This window comes from Rhizobium sp. BG4, assembly GCF_016864575.1.
GTDB lineage: Bacteria > Pseudomonadota > Alphaproteobacteria > Rhizobiales > Rhizobiaceae > Rhizobium.
In genome coordinates, this window is the sequence record NZ_CP044127.1 from 644,714 (window position 1) to 660,208 (window position 15,495).

At 59.0% G+C, this 15,495-nt stretch carries 16 protein-coding genes and 2 pseudogenes; 12 read left to right on the forward strand and 6 right to left on the reverse strand.

The genetic code is table 11. From position 1 onward, the window contains the following. Positions 1-542: 542 nt before the first annotated feature. Entirely contained in the window at positions 543-878 is a 336-nt protein-coding gene (locus F2982_RS30750; RefSeq protein ID WP_203431314.1) for a hypothetical protein, read from the reverse strand. Positions 879-951: 73 nt separating this feature from the next. On the opposite strand from F2982_RS30750, the gene F2982_RS30755 reads away from it, so the two are divergent. Continuing rightward, positions 952-1,305: a cupin domain-containing protein gene (locus F2982_RS30755; protein WP_203431315.1), complete on the forward strand. Its 354-nt coding sequence runs from the start codon at positions 952-954 to the stop codon at positions 1,303-1,305. A 378-nt stretch (positions 1,306-1,683) separates the two neighbouring features. Here the strand turns inward: F2982_RS30755 and F2982_RS31980 are convergent, their stop codons facing one another. Beyond that, positions 1,684-2,097 (reverse strand): hypothetical protein, encoded by a 414-nt coding sequence (locus tag F2982_RS31980; RefSeq protein WP_348652536.1) that lies wholly within the window; start codon positions 2,095-2,097, stop codon positions 1,684-1,686. Here F2982_RS31980 and F2982_RS30765 point away from each other — a divergent pair. The 5 genes from F2982_RS30765 to F2982_RS30785 all read left to right on the forward strand — a co-directional run bounded on the left by F2982_RS30765 (position 2,061) and on the right by F2982_RS30785 (position 7,082). Next, entirely contained in the window at positions 2,061-2,264 is a 204-nt protein-coding gene (locus F2982_RS30765) for a hypothetical protein (protein WP_203431317.1), read from the forward strand. The two genes, F2982_RS31980 and F2982_RS30765, sit on opposite strands and share 37 nt — an antisense overlap. 5 nt (positions 2,265-2,269) lie before the next feature. Next, positions 2,270-2,605 carry a hypothetical protein gene (locus tag F2982_RS30770; RefSeq protein WP_203431318.1) on the forward strand — a complete coding sequence of 112 codons (336 nt, stop codon included), beginning with the start codon at positions 2,270-2,272 and terminating at the stop codon, positions 2,603-2,605. A gap of 314 nt (positions 2,606-2,919) precedes the next feature. Next, positions 2,920-5,583 (forward strand): DNA ligase D, encoded by a 2,664-nt coding sequence (gene ligD, locus F2982_RS30775; RefSeq protein WP_203431643.1) that lies wholly within the window; start codon positions 2,920-2,922, stop codon positions 5,581-5,583. A gap of 338 nt (positions 5,584-5,921) precedes the next feature. Then, positions 5,922-6,167, forward strand: a complete 246-nt coding sequence (locus F2982_RS30780; protein WP_203431319.1) for a hypothetical protein — start codon at positions 5,922-5,924, stop codon at positions 6,165-6,167. 291 nt (positions 6,168-6,458) lie between these two features. After that, the gene (locus F2982_RS30785) at positions 6,459-7,082 is read left to right on the forward strand and encodes a hypothetical protein (protein ID WP_203431320.1); all 624 of its coding nucleotides are present in this window, start codon (positions 6,459-6,461) and stop codon (positions 7,080-7,082) included. 16 nt (positions 7,083-7,098) lie between these two features. Here the strand turns inward: F2982_RS30785 and F2982_RS30790 are convergent, their stop codons facing one another. Beyond that, positions 7,099-7,851, reverse strand: coding sequence for a sulfite exporter TauE/SafE family protein (locus tag F2982_RS30790; RefSeq protein WP_203431321.1), 753 nt, complete (start codon positions 7,849-7,851; stop codon positions 7,099-7,101). A gap of 114 nt (positions 7,852-7,965) precedes the next feature. Next, positions 7,966-8,142, reverse strand: a pseudogene (locus tag F2982_RS31985) (SDR family oxidoreductase); the annotation flags it as partial. A 524-nt stretch (positions 8,143-8,666) separates the two neighbouring features. Here F2982_RS31985 and F2982_RS30805 point away from each other — a divergent pair. Next, positions 8,667-8,921: pseudogene (locus F2982_RS30805) on the forward strand (HAD hydrolase-like protein); the annotation flags it as partial. 243 nt (positions 8,922-9,164) lie between these two features. Continuing rightward, a complete protein-coding gene (locus tag F2982_RS30810) occupies positions 9,165-9,809 on the forward strand; it encodes a hypothetical protein (protein WP_203431325.1) in 645 nt (214 codons plus the stop codon). Between the two features lie 233 nt (positions 9,810-10,042). Here F2982_RS30810 and F2982_RS30815 read toward each other — a convergent pair whose 3' ends face one another. Then, positions 10,043-10,387, reverse strand: a complete 345-nt coding sequence (locus tag F2982_RS30815) for a Rap1a/Tai family immunity protein (protein WP_130279705.1) — start codon at positions 10,385-10,387, stop codon at positions 10,043-10,045. 533 nt (positions 10,388-10,920) lie between these two features. Between F2982_RS30815 and F2982_RS30820 the strand changes: the two genes are divergently transcribed. The 4 genes from F2982_RS30820 (at position 10,921) to F2982_RS30835 (ending at position 14,481) form a co-directional block, all read left to right on the forward strand. Next, positions 10,921-11,796, forward strand: coding sequence for an alpha/beta hydrolase (locus F2982_RS30820; RefSeq protein WP_203431326.1), 876 nt, complete (start codon positions 10,921-10,923; stop codon positions 11,794-11,796). A 161-nt stretch (positions 11,797-11,957) separates the two neighbouring features. After that, positions 11,958-12,200: a hypothetical protein gene (locus tag F2982_RS30825; RefSeq protein WP_112717031.1), complete on the forward strand. Its 243-nt coding sequence runs from the start codon at positions 11,958-11,960 to the stop codon at positions 12,198-12,200. A gap of 766 nt (positions 12,201-12,966) precedes the next feature. After that, the gene (locus tag F2982_RS30830) at positions 12,967-13,149 is read left to right on the forward strand and encodes a hypothetical protein (RefSeq protein WP_112717033.1); all 183 of its coding nucleotides are present in this window, start codon (positions 12,967-12,969) and stop codon (positions 13,147-13,149) included. Between the two features lie 762 nt (positions 13,150-13,911). Beyond that, a complete protein-coding gene (locus F2982_RS30835; protein ID WP_203431327.1) occupies positions 13,912-14,481 on the forward strand; it encodes a type 1 glutamine amidotransferase domain-containing protein in 570 nt (189 codons plus the stop codon). A gap of 272 nt (positions 14,482-14,753) precedes the next feature. Here F2982_RS30835 and F2982_RS30840 read toward each other — a convergent pair whose 3' ends face one another. Next, entirely contained in the window at positions 14,754-15,485 is a 732-nt protein-coding gene (locus F2982_RS30840) for an SDR family oxidoreductase (protein WP_203431328.1), read from the reverse strand. Positions 15,486-15,495 lie beyond the last annotated feature (10 nt).

Consider the following 15,495-nt stretch of genomic DNA (forward strand, 5'->3'; position numbering starts at 1 on the left):
CATCAGGTTGATTTTCCGGGTCGTGACATTGCCCGGCGAGAAGGCTGGGCTTTCGTCCCTAAAGCCGCCCAACGCGCGATCGGCCACTCGATGTCGGCCCATCACGAATGTTCGCCGCACGCGACTTTGCGGCCGAATTTAAAGCGGCCGACCGGGACGTGAAAGTTGAGGTTCGAGCGGCATTGTTGCTATTGGCCGACAAAGGCCCAAAGCTTGGTCGGCCGTCGGCCGATACCTTGAGGGACCAACTACGGCAATATGAAAGAGCTCCGTTTTGAAGCCGCTGATGGGGAGCGGCGCGCGGCATTCGCATTTGATCCCGAGACAAAGGGCGCAATGGTAAAAGACCATGTCGATCGCGGGTACTTTTCTGCACGTTTTGCCTTCATGGTCTTCCCCGATGGAAGCGCTCTACCTCTATCTCCTAAGCCGCCGTCATCAATCGGCGGCGCTGCGAGCGCTTGTTGCCTCCTAAAAGTCCGTGCCAGCGACCGACCAGTCCTGCTCAAGCGGAGAGCGATATAACGACGTCCTGGATCGGTTTACTGGGCACCGCCGCCTTCTCGCCAATAACTGTCGATGATATTTTGGCCATTGTTGACGACCCGCTGACCCAGCTCTGGATCGCCGCCTTTCAGCGTATCGGGATCGCCGCCGCACAAGCGGACGAATGTCACCTGCTGAACCGTGAACATGAAATACTCCGTGCTGGTCGGGCCGAATTCCAGGCCGGCCTCCTTGAAACCGTCTGCGACCTCGGCAGCCGCGACGTCGATTGCCTTGAAGACCTTGTCTAACATCGAACGCTCCGCCGCATTGCGGATCTCAAGGTATTTCCGCTGTTCGGGCGTCGGCGCGGAGCAGGTCTTTTCAGTCATACTTTTCTCCATAGGATCAGGTTGGCGTTACGAACGTTTGCACTATTTGATGGGGAAACGCAGGAGGTTGTAGATGAAGGTCCGAAAGTTCAGCATGTCGGACGCGGAACTCGTCAAATCACCCGGACAGGATGCCGACATTTATGTCGGAAACCTGGTGGACGAGAGAAACGGTGGCCCTGTCTCGATCGGCTATGGGCGGTACGCACCCGGTCAGTCGCTGACCGAAACGATGGCCGTCGACGACACCATGATCGTGCTTGAGGGACGACTGTCTGTATCCACCAACGACGGAACGGTCACCGCGGGACCCGGCGACATTGTTTACATGCCTAAGGGTCAATCCGTCACCATCACGACTGAGGGCGAAGGCGCGACGACGGCTTATGTGACCTATCCGCACTGGGCCGAGGCTCGAGACAGATGAGGAAGACCTCCTGCCCTGCCGACAGGGCCTGCCCGGTTTTGCAGCCGCATAGCCCTATCCTATTCGGCGATACGAGAAGACCCGTTGGATTCGCCCTGGATCGCGAGACCATCCGATGAGGTGATGCCGCTCTTCTTGAGGACCCCCCCGGCCGCAATGAAGTCGTAAAACGAATTCTGCTTATTCGCGACCTCTCCGGCGCGCGATGCCAGGCTCCCCCGTATTCTCCACCACCGCGGATGCCGGCGATTGCCATAACCCCGCCCTGCTCCACCCAGGCGAGGTGGATCGGGTTGGCATAGGGAACCCGAGGAATTCCGAAGGCTCCGTAGCCACAAGCAATATCGGGCAGCGATCGTAACGTCCTTGCGGCGCACGTTAAAGATCGGCACCTCCGTCCATTCCTTCGAGCGGTAGACGCGTTGCTCGACAGTGATGTCGTCCGGCTTGTTGGAAGCGTTCCGCTCCACCGCATTCCGTATCGTGCTGATGGACCGCGGTCGGCGCAGCGAACGCCGTAAACCCGAAGAATGCTTCGCTGTCGCGCGGTCGGCCCTGAAATCCGCCCGCCGTCGCAATACCTGGCAACGTGACGATCCCTGCAGGTCTGCCACTCATGCCGACGCGGCGTATCTCCGGCTTGGCATCGACGAGATGGGCGATGGAGAGCCCTCTGCCCATGACCGCAGCCTCGTTGAGAACCCCTATCTGCATCCTCGGCGACGACTTGCCGGAGACGAGGATCGTCCTCGACCGTGCCGAGCGACACGACAAGCCGGCGCTCTGTGCCATCGGGTGACGAGAAAAGGCTTGCTTTCGTCATTACCGATGACGAACCATTCGGCCCCCATACGCCGTTCCAGCATATCGCGGCCGGGAAGCGCGTGGAGATAGCGCTTGGTGACGTTGTTCCGGGCTTCAACCCGGATGGCGACAGTTATGGGGCAGAACAGAAGTGAAACTGATGCTCCAGACAGCTCAAGCAACTGATCTGGGCGAAAACTACGTTGAGAAAGTTCGCCCCGCGAGAAAGCAAATCAAACGTCCCCAACGTGTGATGTCTTTAGCTGCCGACGCCTCCTTCTCCGGCATCCGCGCTGTCGCAGGACTAAACGAAAAAGCCTGCCGCGGGAGGAGTTGCGGCAGGCTTTCAGTAATAACCGAACAGCAACTGGGAGGAGGAGTGTTGCCGTTCCCGCAAACGCCTCTGGGAGGAGTAGGGCGCTTGCATATCGAACCGATGCGGGAGGAGGTGCATCGCTTCGATGGACACATCATATGGATCCCCGCCGCCTATTAAATAGACTTTGCTGCACTGCAGTCATGCGCAAGGCGCATACCAACAACAGAGAGCCTCGGTCGATTGTTCAAGGCCGAATGGCGCGTCTGCCCACCTCCGCTCTCCAACGCGACGGAACAAATCGTTATGTATTGCCTTTTGCTCGTCGAGGTCGCGTGCTCAGTCAACCGGACGTGACAGGGATGACGAACGCGATGGTTTTTCCGGTTTCTCATCGCGGCCAACGAAGCGGCAGTCGAGCGTCCAACCTGTCTGGCCCGCGCCTCATCCCGTCTTCATACGAGGCGGGAGGCGGATTTGTACCGAGGACGGCCATGGCAAGCGACAAGCTCTCGACCTACAAGCAGAAGCGCGATTTTCAGAAGACGCAGGAGCCGAGCGGCGCAGCGAAGCTGAAAGCATCGAACCGCAGGCGCTTCGTGATCCAGAAACATGATGCGACGCGCCTGCATTATGATCTGCGGCTCGAGCTCGACGGTGTCTTCAAGTCCTGGGCGGTGACCAAGGGACCGTCACTTGATCCGCACGACAAGCGTCTGGCGGTCGAGGTTGAAGACCACCCGCTGGACTATGGCGACTTCGAAGGGACGATCCCCAAAGGCCAGTATGGCGGCGGCACGGTCATGCTCTGGGATCGCGGCTACTGGGAGCCGGAAGGCAACAAGACGCCTGAGCAGGCCCTGGCCAAGGGCGACTTCAAGTTCACATTGGAGGGCGAGAGGCTTCACGGTAGCTTTGTCCTGGTGCGAATGCGCAGCGACCGCGACGGCGGCAAGCGGACCAACTGGCTACTGATCAAACATCATGACGACTTCTCAGTCGAGGAGGACGGTGCTGCAGTCCTTGAGGACAACGCAACGTCGGTCGCCTCCGGCCGAACCATTGAAGCGATCGCCGCCGGCAAGGGCAGGAAGCCGAAGCCGTTCATGGTCCAGAGTAGCGACGTTCAGGCCGATGCCGTCTGGGACAGCAACAACGGCCTTGCCGCTGAAGAACGCAAAGCCGAAACCAAAACTAAACGGACATCAGCCGCAGCCAAGGGTGCCAAGCCAGCGAAGTCCGTAATGCCCGAGTTCATTCCTCCGCAGCTTTGCGAAACGCTGGAACGCCCGCCCTCGGCCGGGGGCTGGGTCCACGAGATCAAGTTCGACGGCTACCGCATCCAGGCTCGCATCGAAAACGGCGAGGTGACGCTGAAGACCAGAAAGGGCCTGGACTGGACGGCAAAATATCCGGCGATTGCAACATCGGCCGCGAACCTGCCAGATGCCATCATCGACGGCGAGATCTGCGCCCTCGACGAAAACGGGGCGCCAGATTTCGCGGCACTTCAGGCGGCGCTGTCGGAAGGCAAGACCGACGCCCTGGTCTACTTCGCCTTCGACCTCATGTTCGAGGGTGATGAGGATCTACGGCAACTGCCGCTGACCGAGCGGAAGGAACACCTGCAGAAATTGCTTGATGATGCCGGTGAGGACCCACGCCTGCGTTTCGTCGAACATTTCGAAACCGGTGGCGACGCCGTCCTCAAATCGGCTTGCAAGCTCTCGCTGGAAGGCATTGTTTCAAAGCAGGCGGATGCTCTCTATGAGTCGGGCCGCACCAAGACATGGGCGAAGTCCAAATGCCGCGCCGGCCATGAAGTCGTGATCGGTGCTTATGCCAAGACCAACGGCAAGTTCCGCTCATTGTTGGTCGGCGTGTTCAGGGGTGACCACTTCGTCTATGTCGGCCGGGTCGGAACCGGCTACGGGGCCAAAACGGTCGACGCGATCTTGCCGAAGCTTCGGAAGATCGAGACCGACAAATCACCGTTCACCGGCATCGGCGCGCCGAAGAAGGATCCCAACATCGTCTGGGTTGAACCCGAACTGGTCGCCGAGATCCAGTTCGCCGGCTGGACGGCGGACGGCCTGGTCCGTCAGGCCGCCTTTAAGGGATTGCGCGAAGATAAACCCGCAGCCGAAGTCGAGGCGGAAATGCCGGCATCGCCGGCGAAGACAGAGACCCCGGCGCCGACCGCGACAAAGCCATCAAGGCCGGCACGCGGCAAGAACGCCAAGGCCGAAGTGATGGGCGTGATGATCTCCAGCCCGGACAAGGCCCTGTGGCCGGATGCCAATGACGGGGTGCCGGTCACCAAGGAGGATCTCGCCCACTATTATGAAGCTGTCGGCCCATGGCTTATCGACCATATAAAGGGGCGGCCATGCTCGATCATCCGCACGCCGGACGGCATCGGCGCCGAGCAGTTCTTCCAGCGGCACGCAATGCCTGGAACGTCGAACCTCCTCGAACTGGTCAAGGTGTTCGGCGACAAGAAACCCTATCTGCAGATCGATCGGGTCGAGGGCCTCGCCGCCATCGCCCAGATCGGCGGCGTTGAGCTGCATCCCTGGAATTGCGAACCCGGGCAGCCGGAGGTTCCCGGTCGTCTTGTCTTCGACCTTGATCCCGGTCCGGACGTACCCTTCTCCACCGTGGTCGAAGCCGCCCGCGAAATGCGCGATCGACTAGAGGAACTCGGCCTCGTCAGCTTCTGCAAGACCACCGGAGGCAAGGGTCTGCATGTCGTCACCCCGCTTGCCGTGGCCAAGGGCAGGAAGCTGACATGGCCGGAGGCAAAAGCGTTCGCACACGATGTCTGCCTGCAGATGGCACGCGACAACCCCGACATCTATCTGATCAAGATGGCCAAGAACCAGCGCAATGGCCGTATATTCCTCGACTACCTGCGCAACGATCGCATGGCGACGGCGGTCGCGCCCCTATCGCCACGCGTCCGGCCTGGAGCAACGGTATCGATGCCGCTCACCTGGAGCCAGGTGAAGACGGATCTCGATCCGAAACGCTTCACGATCCGCACGGTACCGGCGCTCTTGTCCAAGACGATCGCCTGGCAGGACTATTGTGATGGACAGCGCTCGCTGGAGCAGGCCATCAAACGTCTTGGCAAGATGATGAAAGTGGCGGCATGACGAGCGAGGCCATAGTCAGTGCACGGAGTTCCACAATGTCGACCGTCTCCGTCCGCATTCGCCACATCCGTCGGTTAGCGCGGCTCATGGACCCGGGATTCCACGTTCCCGGCATACGATTTTTTTGGCGCTTTCCGCAACGCCGTCGCCTGCGACGCAGGCCCTCGCATTGACCATTTCCTGCTCAGTCCCTCGCTGCGGAACAACTACAAACCTGCGGCGTCGACAAGCTCGCGCGCCGGGGAGCACACCAGCGATCACGCCCCGGTCTCTATCGAACTGGATAACGATTAGGCCGCGATCGCCAAAACCATTGATGACAAAGGAGCAGGCAGACAATGGCGGAGGGACAAGACTTTGATGCCGCGGCGTTCGCGGACCAGCTTTCCGCGATGACCGACGAAGAACTCTTTGTGCTGATGCAGAAGCTCGAAGACGAAAGCGGAGACATTCCTTCTAAAGACCGCGACAGCAGCGAGGTCTTTGTCAGGATCGCCATGGTTGAAACCGCGATCGAAGAGCGATTCCCAGGACAGCTATTGGCGCCATACAAGGACTGGCAGCAGCGACACCTAGATATCTAAGGAGCGACGATGGTGACAGAGTGACCCGACAAATGCCTGTTCCAGCGTTGCCGAGTTTGGTATCGACCGGTGTAAAGCATCACCATGTGTCCTTGCCATCATGGAATCGGTGTCCAAACCCAAGCAGTCCGCGAACTCCCTTCGGTATGGTCTCTTAGCTTTTCGCCGTCACGGTCGTCATGTCCTAATCCCGTAACTCGGTAGGTCAGAGGTATTACTCTTGACCGTTGCTTTCAGTTATCGCTCTCGATACGTGTTGACGAAGGATCGCTAGCAACCCATTTCAATGCCATGCGAAAAGAACAGAAGAATGACGTCGAACTCCTGAAGACGTGGCGGCTCGCGTCGGCAGCGACCATGGGATCAGCGGTTCGCGCCAAGGGTATTCTTCTGGAACTCCGGGCACGGGTTCCGGCCGCCGTGAAGAAGTCGCTTGATCTCGATGCGGGCGAAATCACCCTCGTGATGCCCGCCAGCCAGAAGAACGAATTCCATGCTGTATCGGCTATCGTCAGCAAGGTGCTCGACGGCATCGAGCAGTTGCCGGTCATCCCGCGCGAGATCCAGGACATCCTGACGATCACGACCAGCGAGCGCCATCGTTGGCTGGCGGACGGCCGGCTACCGAGTGCTGGAACACGAACAGTCCGGCTGAACGGCCGCGCCCGCCGGATCACCTTTCACGTGTTCGATCCGAAGGTTGTCGTGGACATTCTGGATCGAGGTGCAGTGGAGGAATGGCGCGAGGAAGACGCGATTGCCAAAGCCGAAAATCGGCGCCGCGCCGCATATCAGGCGAAGCTGACCCGATCACTGAAAAAGAGTAAGGCAAAAAAGGCTGAGACCACGGCCGACGCCAATTCGCCGAAACTGGAAGGCTGGGAAGAATTCGGACGCGACGGTTTCTTGAAATAGGTTCCGATCCAGGTATCTAGGCGAAATACGCCCGGGCAAAGAATACCGTGGTTGTTGCTACCGCGAGCACAATAGTAAGAGCCCTGATCACAGAAGCCGGCAGTTTCCGGCCGATATGCGCTCCCACCCAGCCGCCGAGGAGCGCCCCGATCAACATAGGCAGGCATTGAGACCAGGCAATCGCTCCGGCGATGACGAAAACGATGACAGCCACCGCGTTTGCGGCCGTGACCATCAGCATCCGCATCGGGTTCAATTCCTTGATCTCTCCTCCGCCGAAGACACTCCAGGCTGCCAGCATCATCAGGCCGACCGCTCCACCGAAATAGCCGCCATAGACGCCGAGTAGGAACTGGACGGGGACGATGGTTGAGGTTCGGGCTGAAGCACGGCTCCGGAAGGCCGCGCTGATGCGGCGCCCGAAAACCAGCATGAGCGTAGCGATCAGCAGCAGCCAGGGAAGGATGGCGTCGAACACACTGGAAGGCGTCAATAGCAGCAGCACGCTGCCGCAGAGCCCTCCGAGGACCGTTGCAAGCGCAATCGGCAAGACCGGCACACCGCAGACTTTGCCGAACCCTTCGCGATAGACCCAGGAGCTCGCCAATCCGCCAGGGAAAAGGGAAAATGTGCTCGTCGCGTTGGCTGCGACCGACGGTACTCCGACCGAAATCAGCGCCGGCAGGGACACGAAGGACCCGCCACCGGCCAACGCATTCATGCTGCCCGCCAGCATCCCCGCGAACAACAGAAGCAAGATATCATTCATCGAAACTGCCAGGATTTGCATGTGGGCGCGTCGTACGAATGATGGTCTATCATCGCACACGCGTCGAAGCGAGGCCGCGCGAGTGCAGTCCTGCCCTCGACTGGTGCTGGGGCGCTAGCCAACGCTGTAACCGCCACCGACAGGCAAGGTCACACCCGTGACGAAGTTCGCAGCCGGCGAGCACAGGAACAAGATCGGCTCGACCAGATCGTCGGCCGTGCCCCAGCGCCTGAGAGCTGACCGGTCAGCAATCTTCGGCTCGCTCTGCGGAACCGACCAGAGCGGCCTCGTGCACCCAGCGCTGCTCGTTCGAAGCCTGGCTCTTGTTACGCGAACGAGGATCAGGTTACCAGCGCGCGCTGGGACGCAGCCAATCAAGCCGAGCGCGCACGGAATTCCGTCCATTTGTGGAATAGGTTGCGGAATTCCGAATGATCACTACCGTTTTTTCAGTCATTGGGCAAACAACTGCTCGCAGCCCGCAAAAATCGTCGGCTGAGCCAACCAGCACTGGCTGAGCGAGTTGGCCGAAATCGTGCCCGCATATCGGAACTGGAACGTGAACTTGCCAACAATCGCCTGGGCAGAGCTCGTCTGACACTATTTGCCGAATTCTGCGATTCGCTTGATCTCGTCCCCATGCTGGTTCCGAAATCGCGCATGGAAAGCGTGCGGCCGCTATTCGATGACATACCATTTCCGAGTCATTCAACCGAAGTTCCAAAAGCCTTCGACGAGCTATTCATTGACCTTGACGACGATGAGACAAAGGCAGGGTCATGGCGATAGCAGCGGCCGTATTGGGCGTCTTCAGCCGCGAGCCTTACATCGTCGGCAAGCCAAATTCGATGATGTTCAGATCCGCGCTCAACAGATTCGGCGTTCATTCGGAAGGTACGGGCATGATTGGCGATCACATCGACACGGACATCGTCGCTGGCATCGAGGCAGGATTACATACAGTGCTTGTCCTTAGTGGCATCGCCGACAGAGCAGAAATTGCACGCTATCCTTTCCGGCCGAAGCTGGTGATCGACGCAGTGGCGGATCTGCTCGACTACCTCTCGTAGCAAGGTATGTGCCGGAGGCATCGCGGCACGCTTGAAGAATGCCATGTCGGCAACTGAGGGTGTGGCCGGTCGAAGACCCTTCAAGGAATGATCGGCGCCCTGATCTCGTTGAGGGGCGTTGTCAGAGTTATTGCTTGACGCGATATCAGGATGTCGAACTCGTCGAGAGCCAATCAGACCGCGGTCTAACATCCACGGCCACACTGATAGGTCATTTAGATATGATTGAAAAGGATAGTGCGGATGCTTTCCTACGGGCTACTCAAGAATCACGCCGGCATGCTGTTGATCGGCGACTACACGTCCCTAACCTGGCTGCACCACGTTATCCATGATGTAAACGAGCGATCGCCGGTAGTGAGAGACAAGGAAGGATCGTTTCTTGGGCTGGCTTATGACGTGCGCAAAGCATTTGAGCGGCAGCGTGAGGTTATCCTGCCACCCAAGCATTGTGAGGAAATCGGCGCCCGATACGGCGTTCAGATCCTGTGGCCGGTTCTGCTGCTACAACAGAGGCTATTAAGGCAATCTCTCGCATTTCTCGATCACACGGCCAAGACGCAGGCGATAGTTTATGCCTTGGAAGCGGTTATCGAAGAGGCGTTGCGCGAGGATTTCGGAGTACAGGCCGCTCATCTCATAGATCTCTGGAAGCGCCTCGACCCAGCACAGCCTGGAGTATTCGACATGATCAACAGTCGGGGAGGCCTCTTCTGCTCATGGACGAAGGCGCAAAGGAAGGCTGGTTTTGCGCAACTTCTTTCAAGTTTCGATCCGATGTATGAGCGCTTCCACCCAACGCGATCGCAGACTGGCGATAGACATCTGATCTCTCCGGCGACGTTCGCCATCTGGGAAAATGCGGACTGGCCCGATCCTCGCTGGTAATGGCGGTTCGATCGAGTAGCCAGATGGATATAGTCCCGACCTCATCGAAGAGCGACTGCTGGGTTTGGCCGCCAGGATCGGGCGCATAAATGCAGGTGAGATTGGCGGCCGAAAGTCACCGGCGAGGTGTTTTGGAACGTGGCCGAATCTGCCGCAGCGGTCGAAGGCGCAGCGGAAAAGCCGCTGCGTTGCGAGCAGCCTCCATCAAATGCCAAAAGCAACGCAAGAGTGCATTATTGCTGACATGGAAATGCTTCGCCCAGAGCCTTTGTCAGCAGTTCATCTGAGCTTTGCGACAGCGCATCCTGATGATTAGCGAGATATCGGCAGTAAGCTGTCGTCATTTGATTGGCGGAGAGGTTGCGGCTCAAGCAGAGCCTCGTTGCGCCATCGACCTTCGAGCTTTCCAGACCGCTCAAGTTATCCGCCGACCATTTGTCGACCCATCCAGTCACGTAACCGGTCACGAAGCTTGGTGTTCGCTGACAAGCATCATGAAGGTCCTGGCCCGTCCATGGACCTGCAATCAAGGGTGTGGTCGAGGAAAGTAGGAATGCTGCGGCCAAGTGAAGCTTCATGTTATCCCTTCTCTTTCACTTCTCTGCTGTTTGAAGAGCTAATAGCGCCTTCTGCAATGTGCAATCGTAATTTAGACGCACAGCTGGCATCTCGCGACGATTGACCCAGCCCTCACCGGGGCGACGGAGCCGAAGTCGATCGTCTGGGGCCACACCTCATATCGCCAATCCCGGTAACGACCGAGGAACCGACCCGCTTAAGCCCAAGACCTCAAGTTTGCCGGGCGTCCGCGCCGAAAGCCGGCGTTCGCCAGCTTGCCACCAGCCGGCCTACTAGGCCCCAGGTGATGCCCGCCCACGAGGCCGTTCATGACCCCTGAGAAAACCAAAGCGCGCTACGCCGAGAATGGTTTCGCGTAGGTGCACTCAAGATGACAGGAGAGCACATCGAGCTCACTGGTGATGCGGTGATGCGGTGATGCGGTGATGCGGTGATGCGGTGATGCGGTGAAAACGGCTGAGCAAAGGGCCAATCCGTCAACGGAACAAGAAGCTTTTTGGAGCGTTTTGCGCTCAGATCGACAGAGGCACGCATGCACGCCAAATCCAGGTTTTTCCGCACTTTCAAAGGTACAAGCGTTCACTATCTAGAATCTGGACCGAGTGAGGCCGCGCCGGTTATTCTGCTTCATGGGTGCGGAAGTTTCGCCGAGGAAGTTTTACTGCCCTTCCGGGACACGAGCCATCGTCTTATCGCGCTCGACCGGCCCGGCTACGGCTACAGCGACAGCCTGGACGGCCCTGAACTCGGCCCGCTTGGTCAATCGTTCTGGCTTGAGGACGTCCTGGAGGGTCTGAAGATCACTGAAGCAGTCGTCGTCGCGCATTCGATTGGAAGCGCAATCGCTGTGCATCTTGCCGCGCGAAGGCCCGATCTTGCCCGCCGCCTGCTGCTGCTTTCTCCCTGCTGCAGCCCGATCTACGACAAGCCGATGCTCGACCTGCGTATCGCAACGGCTCCAATCGTTGGAACCTTCATAAGTAGACATGTCCTTTCCCGATACGCGGCCTTGCTCGCAAGGAAGGGGCTGACAGCGTCAGCCTTTCCGAACGAAGTCCCTACTGAACTTGCTGCGCTTGCGCCTGAGCGCTTCGTCAATAGCAGCGCTATTGTGACAATGGCCAACGAGGCGAGGCTCTTTAACCGCGACATGGCCACTCTGTCCAGATTGCCAAGCGACTTGGAGCTGCGGATCATCTTCGGATCCGGCGACCGGATCATCAAGCCTGCCCGTCACATCGAATGGCTTCGACGCGTGCACGGAAATCCAACGGTTCGGGTCCTTGAAGGGGTGGGGCACCTACCGCACCATTCGTTCCCTGGCATCGCGCTCGAGGCGCTTCAAGAACTCGTCAGCTGTCAAGCCATGGCCGATCCCGCTCTCCAGCACCCCCGTGCTGTTGCTTGATCACGATATTCCTAGCCTTTGATCACGATATTCCTAGCCTTTGAACTCGATCCGACAGCCAGTGGAAAACCCGTCGTGGCACCCGCACACAGTTTTCTGCAGCAGTCATCTAGTTTTGATGCGCGTATGACACCGTCGCCTGAGAACCAATAGGAGGCGAAATGCGGGAGAAGAAGCTACGTCAGATCGAAGGCATGGCCACTACGATACGCGAATTGGCAGTACCGGGCATGAAGCCCAAGGCGCTGATCGATGCCGTTAAAGCGCGCTATCCGGATGCATCGAAGAAAGAAATCGCTCGCGCTGCGTTCTTAAGCGTGATCCTCTCGTCCGAGTTCAGCCCCGAAGACACACAGGCGCTGCATGATCTGGCACGAGGAACACGCGACAGCGACAACGACTGACGTCCATGAGACAAAGCCTTGCTGAAGCCGCGTCACAAGGATGCCATTGCCACTACAGGCAATCCCTGAAGCCCTTTAAATCAGCTGACATTGGCGGTCGATGGCTCCCGCATTCTAAACGGTCAGCAGCAGAACTCCGACAGCCCGCTGCGAAGTTGCCGGGCGCGCCCGGGCCTGCTTGTCCAAAGTCGGCTGCGAGGTGCCGCTCCCGTTGCCAACGACTGGCGCATTCGCGTCCAGAATGGTGCATGGAAATGCTGTTTGGCCTGAAGCCTGGGACGCGCAAAAGGGTGGAACAGACTGTTAGCACAGCGGCGCAGCAGGGCTTGAAGCTCTCTTACCGCCTCGGCAAGCAACCGGAACGGAATGGCTTTTGTAGCCGCTTAACGTCACCGCACTCAGGTGGGATGACGTCCGGATCGTAGCCGGTGATGAAAACAAACGCGACGCCGCGCGCCTTCATGGACCGGGCGATCTCGAAGCGGGTCCACCACCGCGCAGGTCTAGATCGAGCACGGCGTGGGACCGAGCGTCTTTCTCCAAAAAACGTTGCAGCGGCTCCCTCGCTTGGACACGGACAAAGGACTTCCGCCCCAGCTCCCCGTAACGCTGCCGCGGCGTCGCCGGCCAGATAGTCGTCGTCCACGGCTAGGATCCGGCGAGGTCACGCCGGCTATGGTCCTTTCTTTTCAGGAAGGTCTCGCTACGGCTCGCACGGAACTCCAAACCTTCACGCGGGTTTTCCCTCACAACAAAGGAGTGCCGAATGCACAAGGATACAAAGGCCCAGCAGGCCATCGAAGAGACAGGAAAGAAATCGCCTGAAGCAGCGGATCTCCCGGCAGCCGGCCCTCACGACAAGCCGCACCTACAGGACGAGAGCAAGACGCCTGGCGCCGGTTTGCTTCCAGACAAGAACGACGACAGCGTTTCACCAGGCAGCGGCTGAATATAAAAAGGGATGCTCCCCGGTTGGGAACGGGTGAACCCTCTCGGCGACGACTGCGGCGGAGACCGGAGTGGTTGGACGAATGCCGTGCGAGCCCGGGTCGGCCTAGCAGGCGGGCGATGAACGAAAGTTGTACGGGCAAGATTGGAACAGCGTTTAATACGAGGTAGTTCCCAGCGCGCCCACCGCGTAGGTTCATTTCTCGCAGCGCTTCCACGCTCAGACCACGCCGGGAGCGCGTCCGGATTGCCCGCTCGTAGGCGGTAACCGTGTCGCCCCGCGCTCGTTTTGATGCCTCCAGGCGGCGTTGCCCAGCATGTCGCCGAACGCGATCTTGCAACTTGTGAACGTCTGCTTCATGTCGCCCTGGGTCGGAGCTTCGACTTCTAGTTCGCGGCCAATGCCGTTGTGCACCTGGACGTGCCGCAGGTGGGTCTTCCTTGAAGAGGCAATCTGGCTTGCGGTTTCCCGGCCATTGAGCCGCTCGATGCGAGATCTTATGCGGCGGTCGCATCATGTCCGAGGTAGAGAAGCTTTGTAGATCCTTTATGTCGGATTAGTTGCCAACGGACCAATGTCGTTCTCCTTCTTGGGTTGCAGGAGATCGGGGCACAACATGCTTTAAGGGGTTCTTTCTGCGCCGAAACCGTCCTCTATCGTACCGTCCTCAGAATTGAGGGCATATCGGCCGGAACTTCTACGGTACAGGCGGGTTACAATCACGACGTTCCTGTTCCAATCCCATCCCAACTGGAGATGACCATGACCCTAGAAGGGAAGAAGATCGCTATCCTCATTGCACCACGCGGCACCGAGGAACCCGAATTCAAGCAGCCCAAGGACGCAGTCGAAGCTGCGGGCGCGACTGTCACGGTCGTCGGGATCGAGGCCGGCGAGGCCAAGACCAACAACGGCGATCTTGATCCGGGCGGCAGCTACCCCGTGGATAAGGCGGTAAACGACGTGTCGGCTAGCGATTTCGACGGACTCGTGATTCCTGGCGGGACCGTCGGCGCCGACAAGCTGCGGGCGGACGGCGATTTCGTTTCGTTCGTGCAATCCTTTTTCGAGCAAGGCAAGCCGGTGGGTGTGATCTGCCACGGCCCCTGGCTCTTGGTGCAAGCGGACGTTCTGAAGGGGCGTACGGTCACGTCCTATTCGTCGATCCGGAAGGACATTGAGAACGCCGGCGCAACCTGGGTTGACCAGGTGGTCGTGACCGATCAAGGGCTGGTCACGAGCCGAAAGCCCGATGACCTGCCAGCATTCTGTGCAAAGATCGTCGAGGAGTTTGGCGAAGGCAGACATCCAGAACAGGCACGCAGCGCCTAATCGGATATAAAGAAGCGTCGGCTTCTTCGGCGCTTCACCACCTTCGAGCGGCCGTCAGCCCACTGCTTACGGCATTTCTTGAACGGATCTCTTTAAATTGCTGGCGGCGTCGTTCAGGCAGAGCGAAAAGCCGAAGCGTCCCCACGACGATTTCAAGGATGATGAACGTACCGGACGCCGAGAGACTACGGTCCATCGTGCCGGAACCATAGCCGCCGCTGCGGCTATGGTTCAAGTCGATGCCCCTTGGCGTCCCGTCGCCACAAGCGCCTTCAAAGGATCCATCCTCCATCAATTGTAAGGCTTGCGCCGGTCATATAGGCAGAACCAGGGCCGGCAAGGTACGACACGAGTTCGGCGATTTCCGCCGGATCGGCGACGCGCTTCAACGGGCTCCGATCCGCAAGGAACTCGATCGACCCGGCATTCATATCGGTATTCGTCGGACCGGGCTGGACGTTGTTGACCGTGATGCGCCTGGGCGCCAGGTCGAGCGCGAGCCCTTTGACCATGGCCGCGACTGCCGCCTTCGTGAACTGGTACACGCTGCTTCCCCGAAATCCGGTTCGTTCAGCCGTATTGGAACCGATGGTGATGACCCGACCACCATCCTTCATCTGTGCGACCGCGGCCTGTATTGCGAGGAAAACGCCCCGGATATTGACGTCAATCATCAGGTCCAGTTCTTCGAGTGTGACCGCATCGACAGTGTTAAGGCGAAGGACCCCGGCGTTCAGGACGACGGCGTCAAGTTTGCCCAGTTCGTCCACCGCCTTGCTCACTGCCGCCCGGATCGCTTCGGGATCGGCGCTGTCGGCCCGAATGGCGACAGCATTTCCCCCTCCTCCTCGAATTGAGGAAGCAAGCTCCGATGCGCTGTCGGGTCGCGACACGTAGGTGAAGGCAACGGCGAAGCCATCCTCGGCCAGCTTGCGTACGGCTGCTGCTCCAATTCCACGCGCACCTCCGAAGACGAGTGCGGTTCTGCGTTCTTCGATCGTCATGATTTTCCCC

Coding starts and splice junctions, on each gene's coding strand:
- F2982_RS30750 (WP_203431314.1), bottom strand. CDS start 878: ATGACTGAAAAGACCTGCTCCGCGCCGACGCCCGAACAGCGGAAATAC.
- F2982_RS30755 (WP_203431315.1), top strand. CDS start 952: ATGAAGGTCCGAAAGTTCAGCATGTCGGACGCGGAACTCGTCAAATCA.
- F2982_RS31980 (WP_348652536.1), bottom strand. CDS start 2,097: ATGGCACAGAGCGCCGGCTTGTCGTGTCGCTCGGCACGGTCGAGGACG.
- F2982_RS30770 (WP_203431318.1), top strand. CDS start 2,270: ATGCTCCAGACAGCTCAAGCAACTGATCTGGGCGAAAACTACGTTGAG.
- ligD (WP_203431643.1), top strand. CDS start 2,920: ATGGCAAGCGACAAGCTCTCGACCTACAAGCAGAAGCGCGATTTTCAG.
- F2982_RS30780 (WP_203431319.1), top strand. CDS start 5,922: ATGGCGGAGGGACAAGACTTTGATGCCGCGGCGTTCGCGGACCAGCTT.
- F2982_RS30785 (WP_203431320.1), top strand. CDS start 6,459: ATGCGAAAAGAACAGAAGAATGACGTCGAACTCCTGAAGACGTGGCGG.
- F2982_RS30790 (WP_203431321.1), bottom strand. CDS start 7,851: ATGAATGATATCTTGCTTCTGTTGTTCGCGGGGATGCTGGCGGGCAGC.
- F2982_RS30810 (WP_203431325.1), top strand. CDS start 9,165: ATGCTTTCCTACGGGCTACTCAAGAATCACGCCGGCATGCTGTTGATC.
- F2982_RS30815 (WP_130279705.1), bottom strand. CDS start 10,387: ATGAAGCTTCACTTGGCCGCAGCATTCCTACTTTCCTCGACCACACCC.
- F2982_RS30820 (WP_203431326.1), top strand. CDS start 10,921: ATGCACGCCAAATCCAGGTTTTTCCGCACTTTCAAAGGTACAAGCGTT.
- F2982_RS30825 (WP_112717031.1), top strand. CDS start 11,958: ATGCGGGAGAAGAAGCTACGTCAGATCGAAGGCATGGCCACTACGATA.
- F2982_RS30830 (WP_112717033.1), top strand. CDS start 12,967: ATGCACAAGGATACAAAGGCCCAGCAGGCCATCGAAGAGACAGGAAAG.
- F2982_RS30835 (WP_203431327.1), top strand. CDS start 13,912: ATGACCCTAGAAGGGAAGAAGATCGCTATCCTCATTGCACCACGCGGC.
- F2982_RS30840 (WP_203431328.1), bottom strand. CDS start 15,485: ATGACGATCGAAGAACGCAGAACCGCACTCGTCTTCGGAGGTGCGCGT.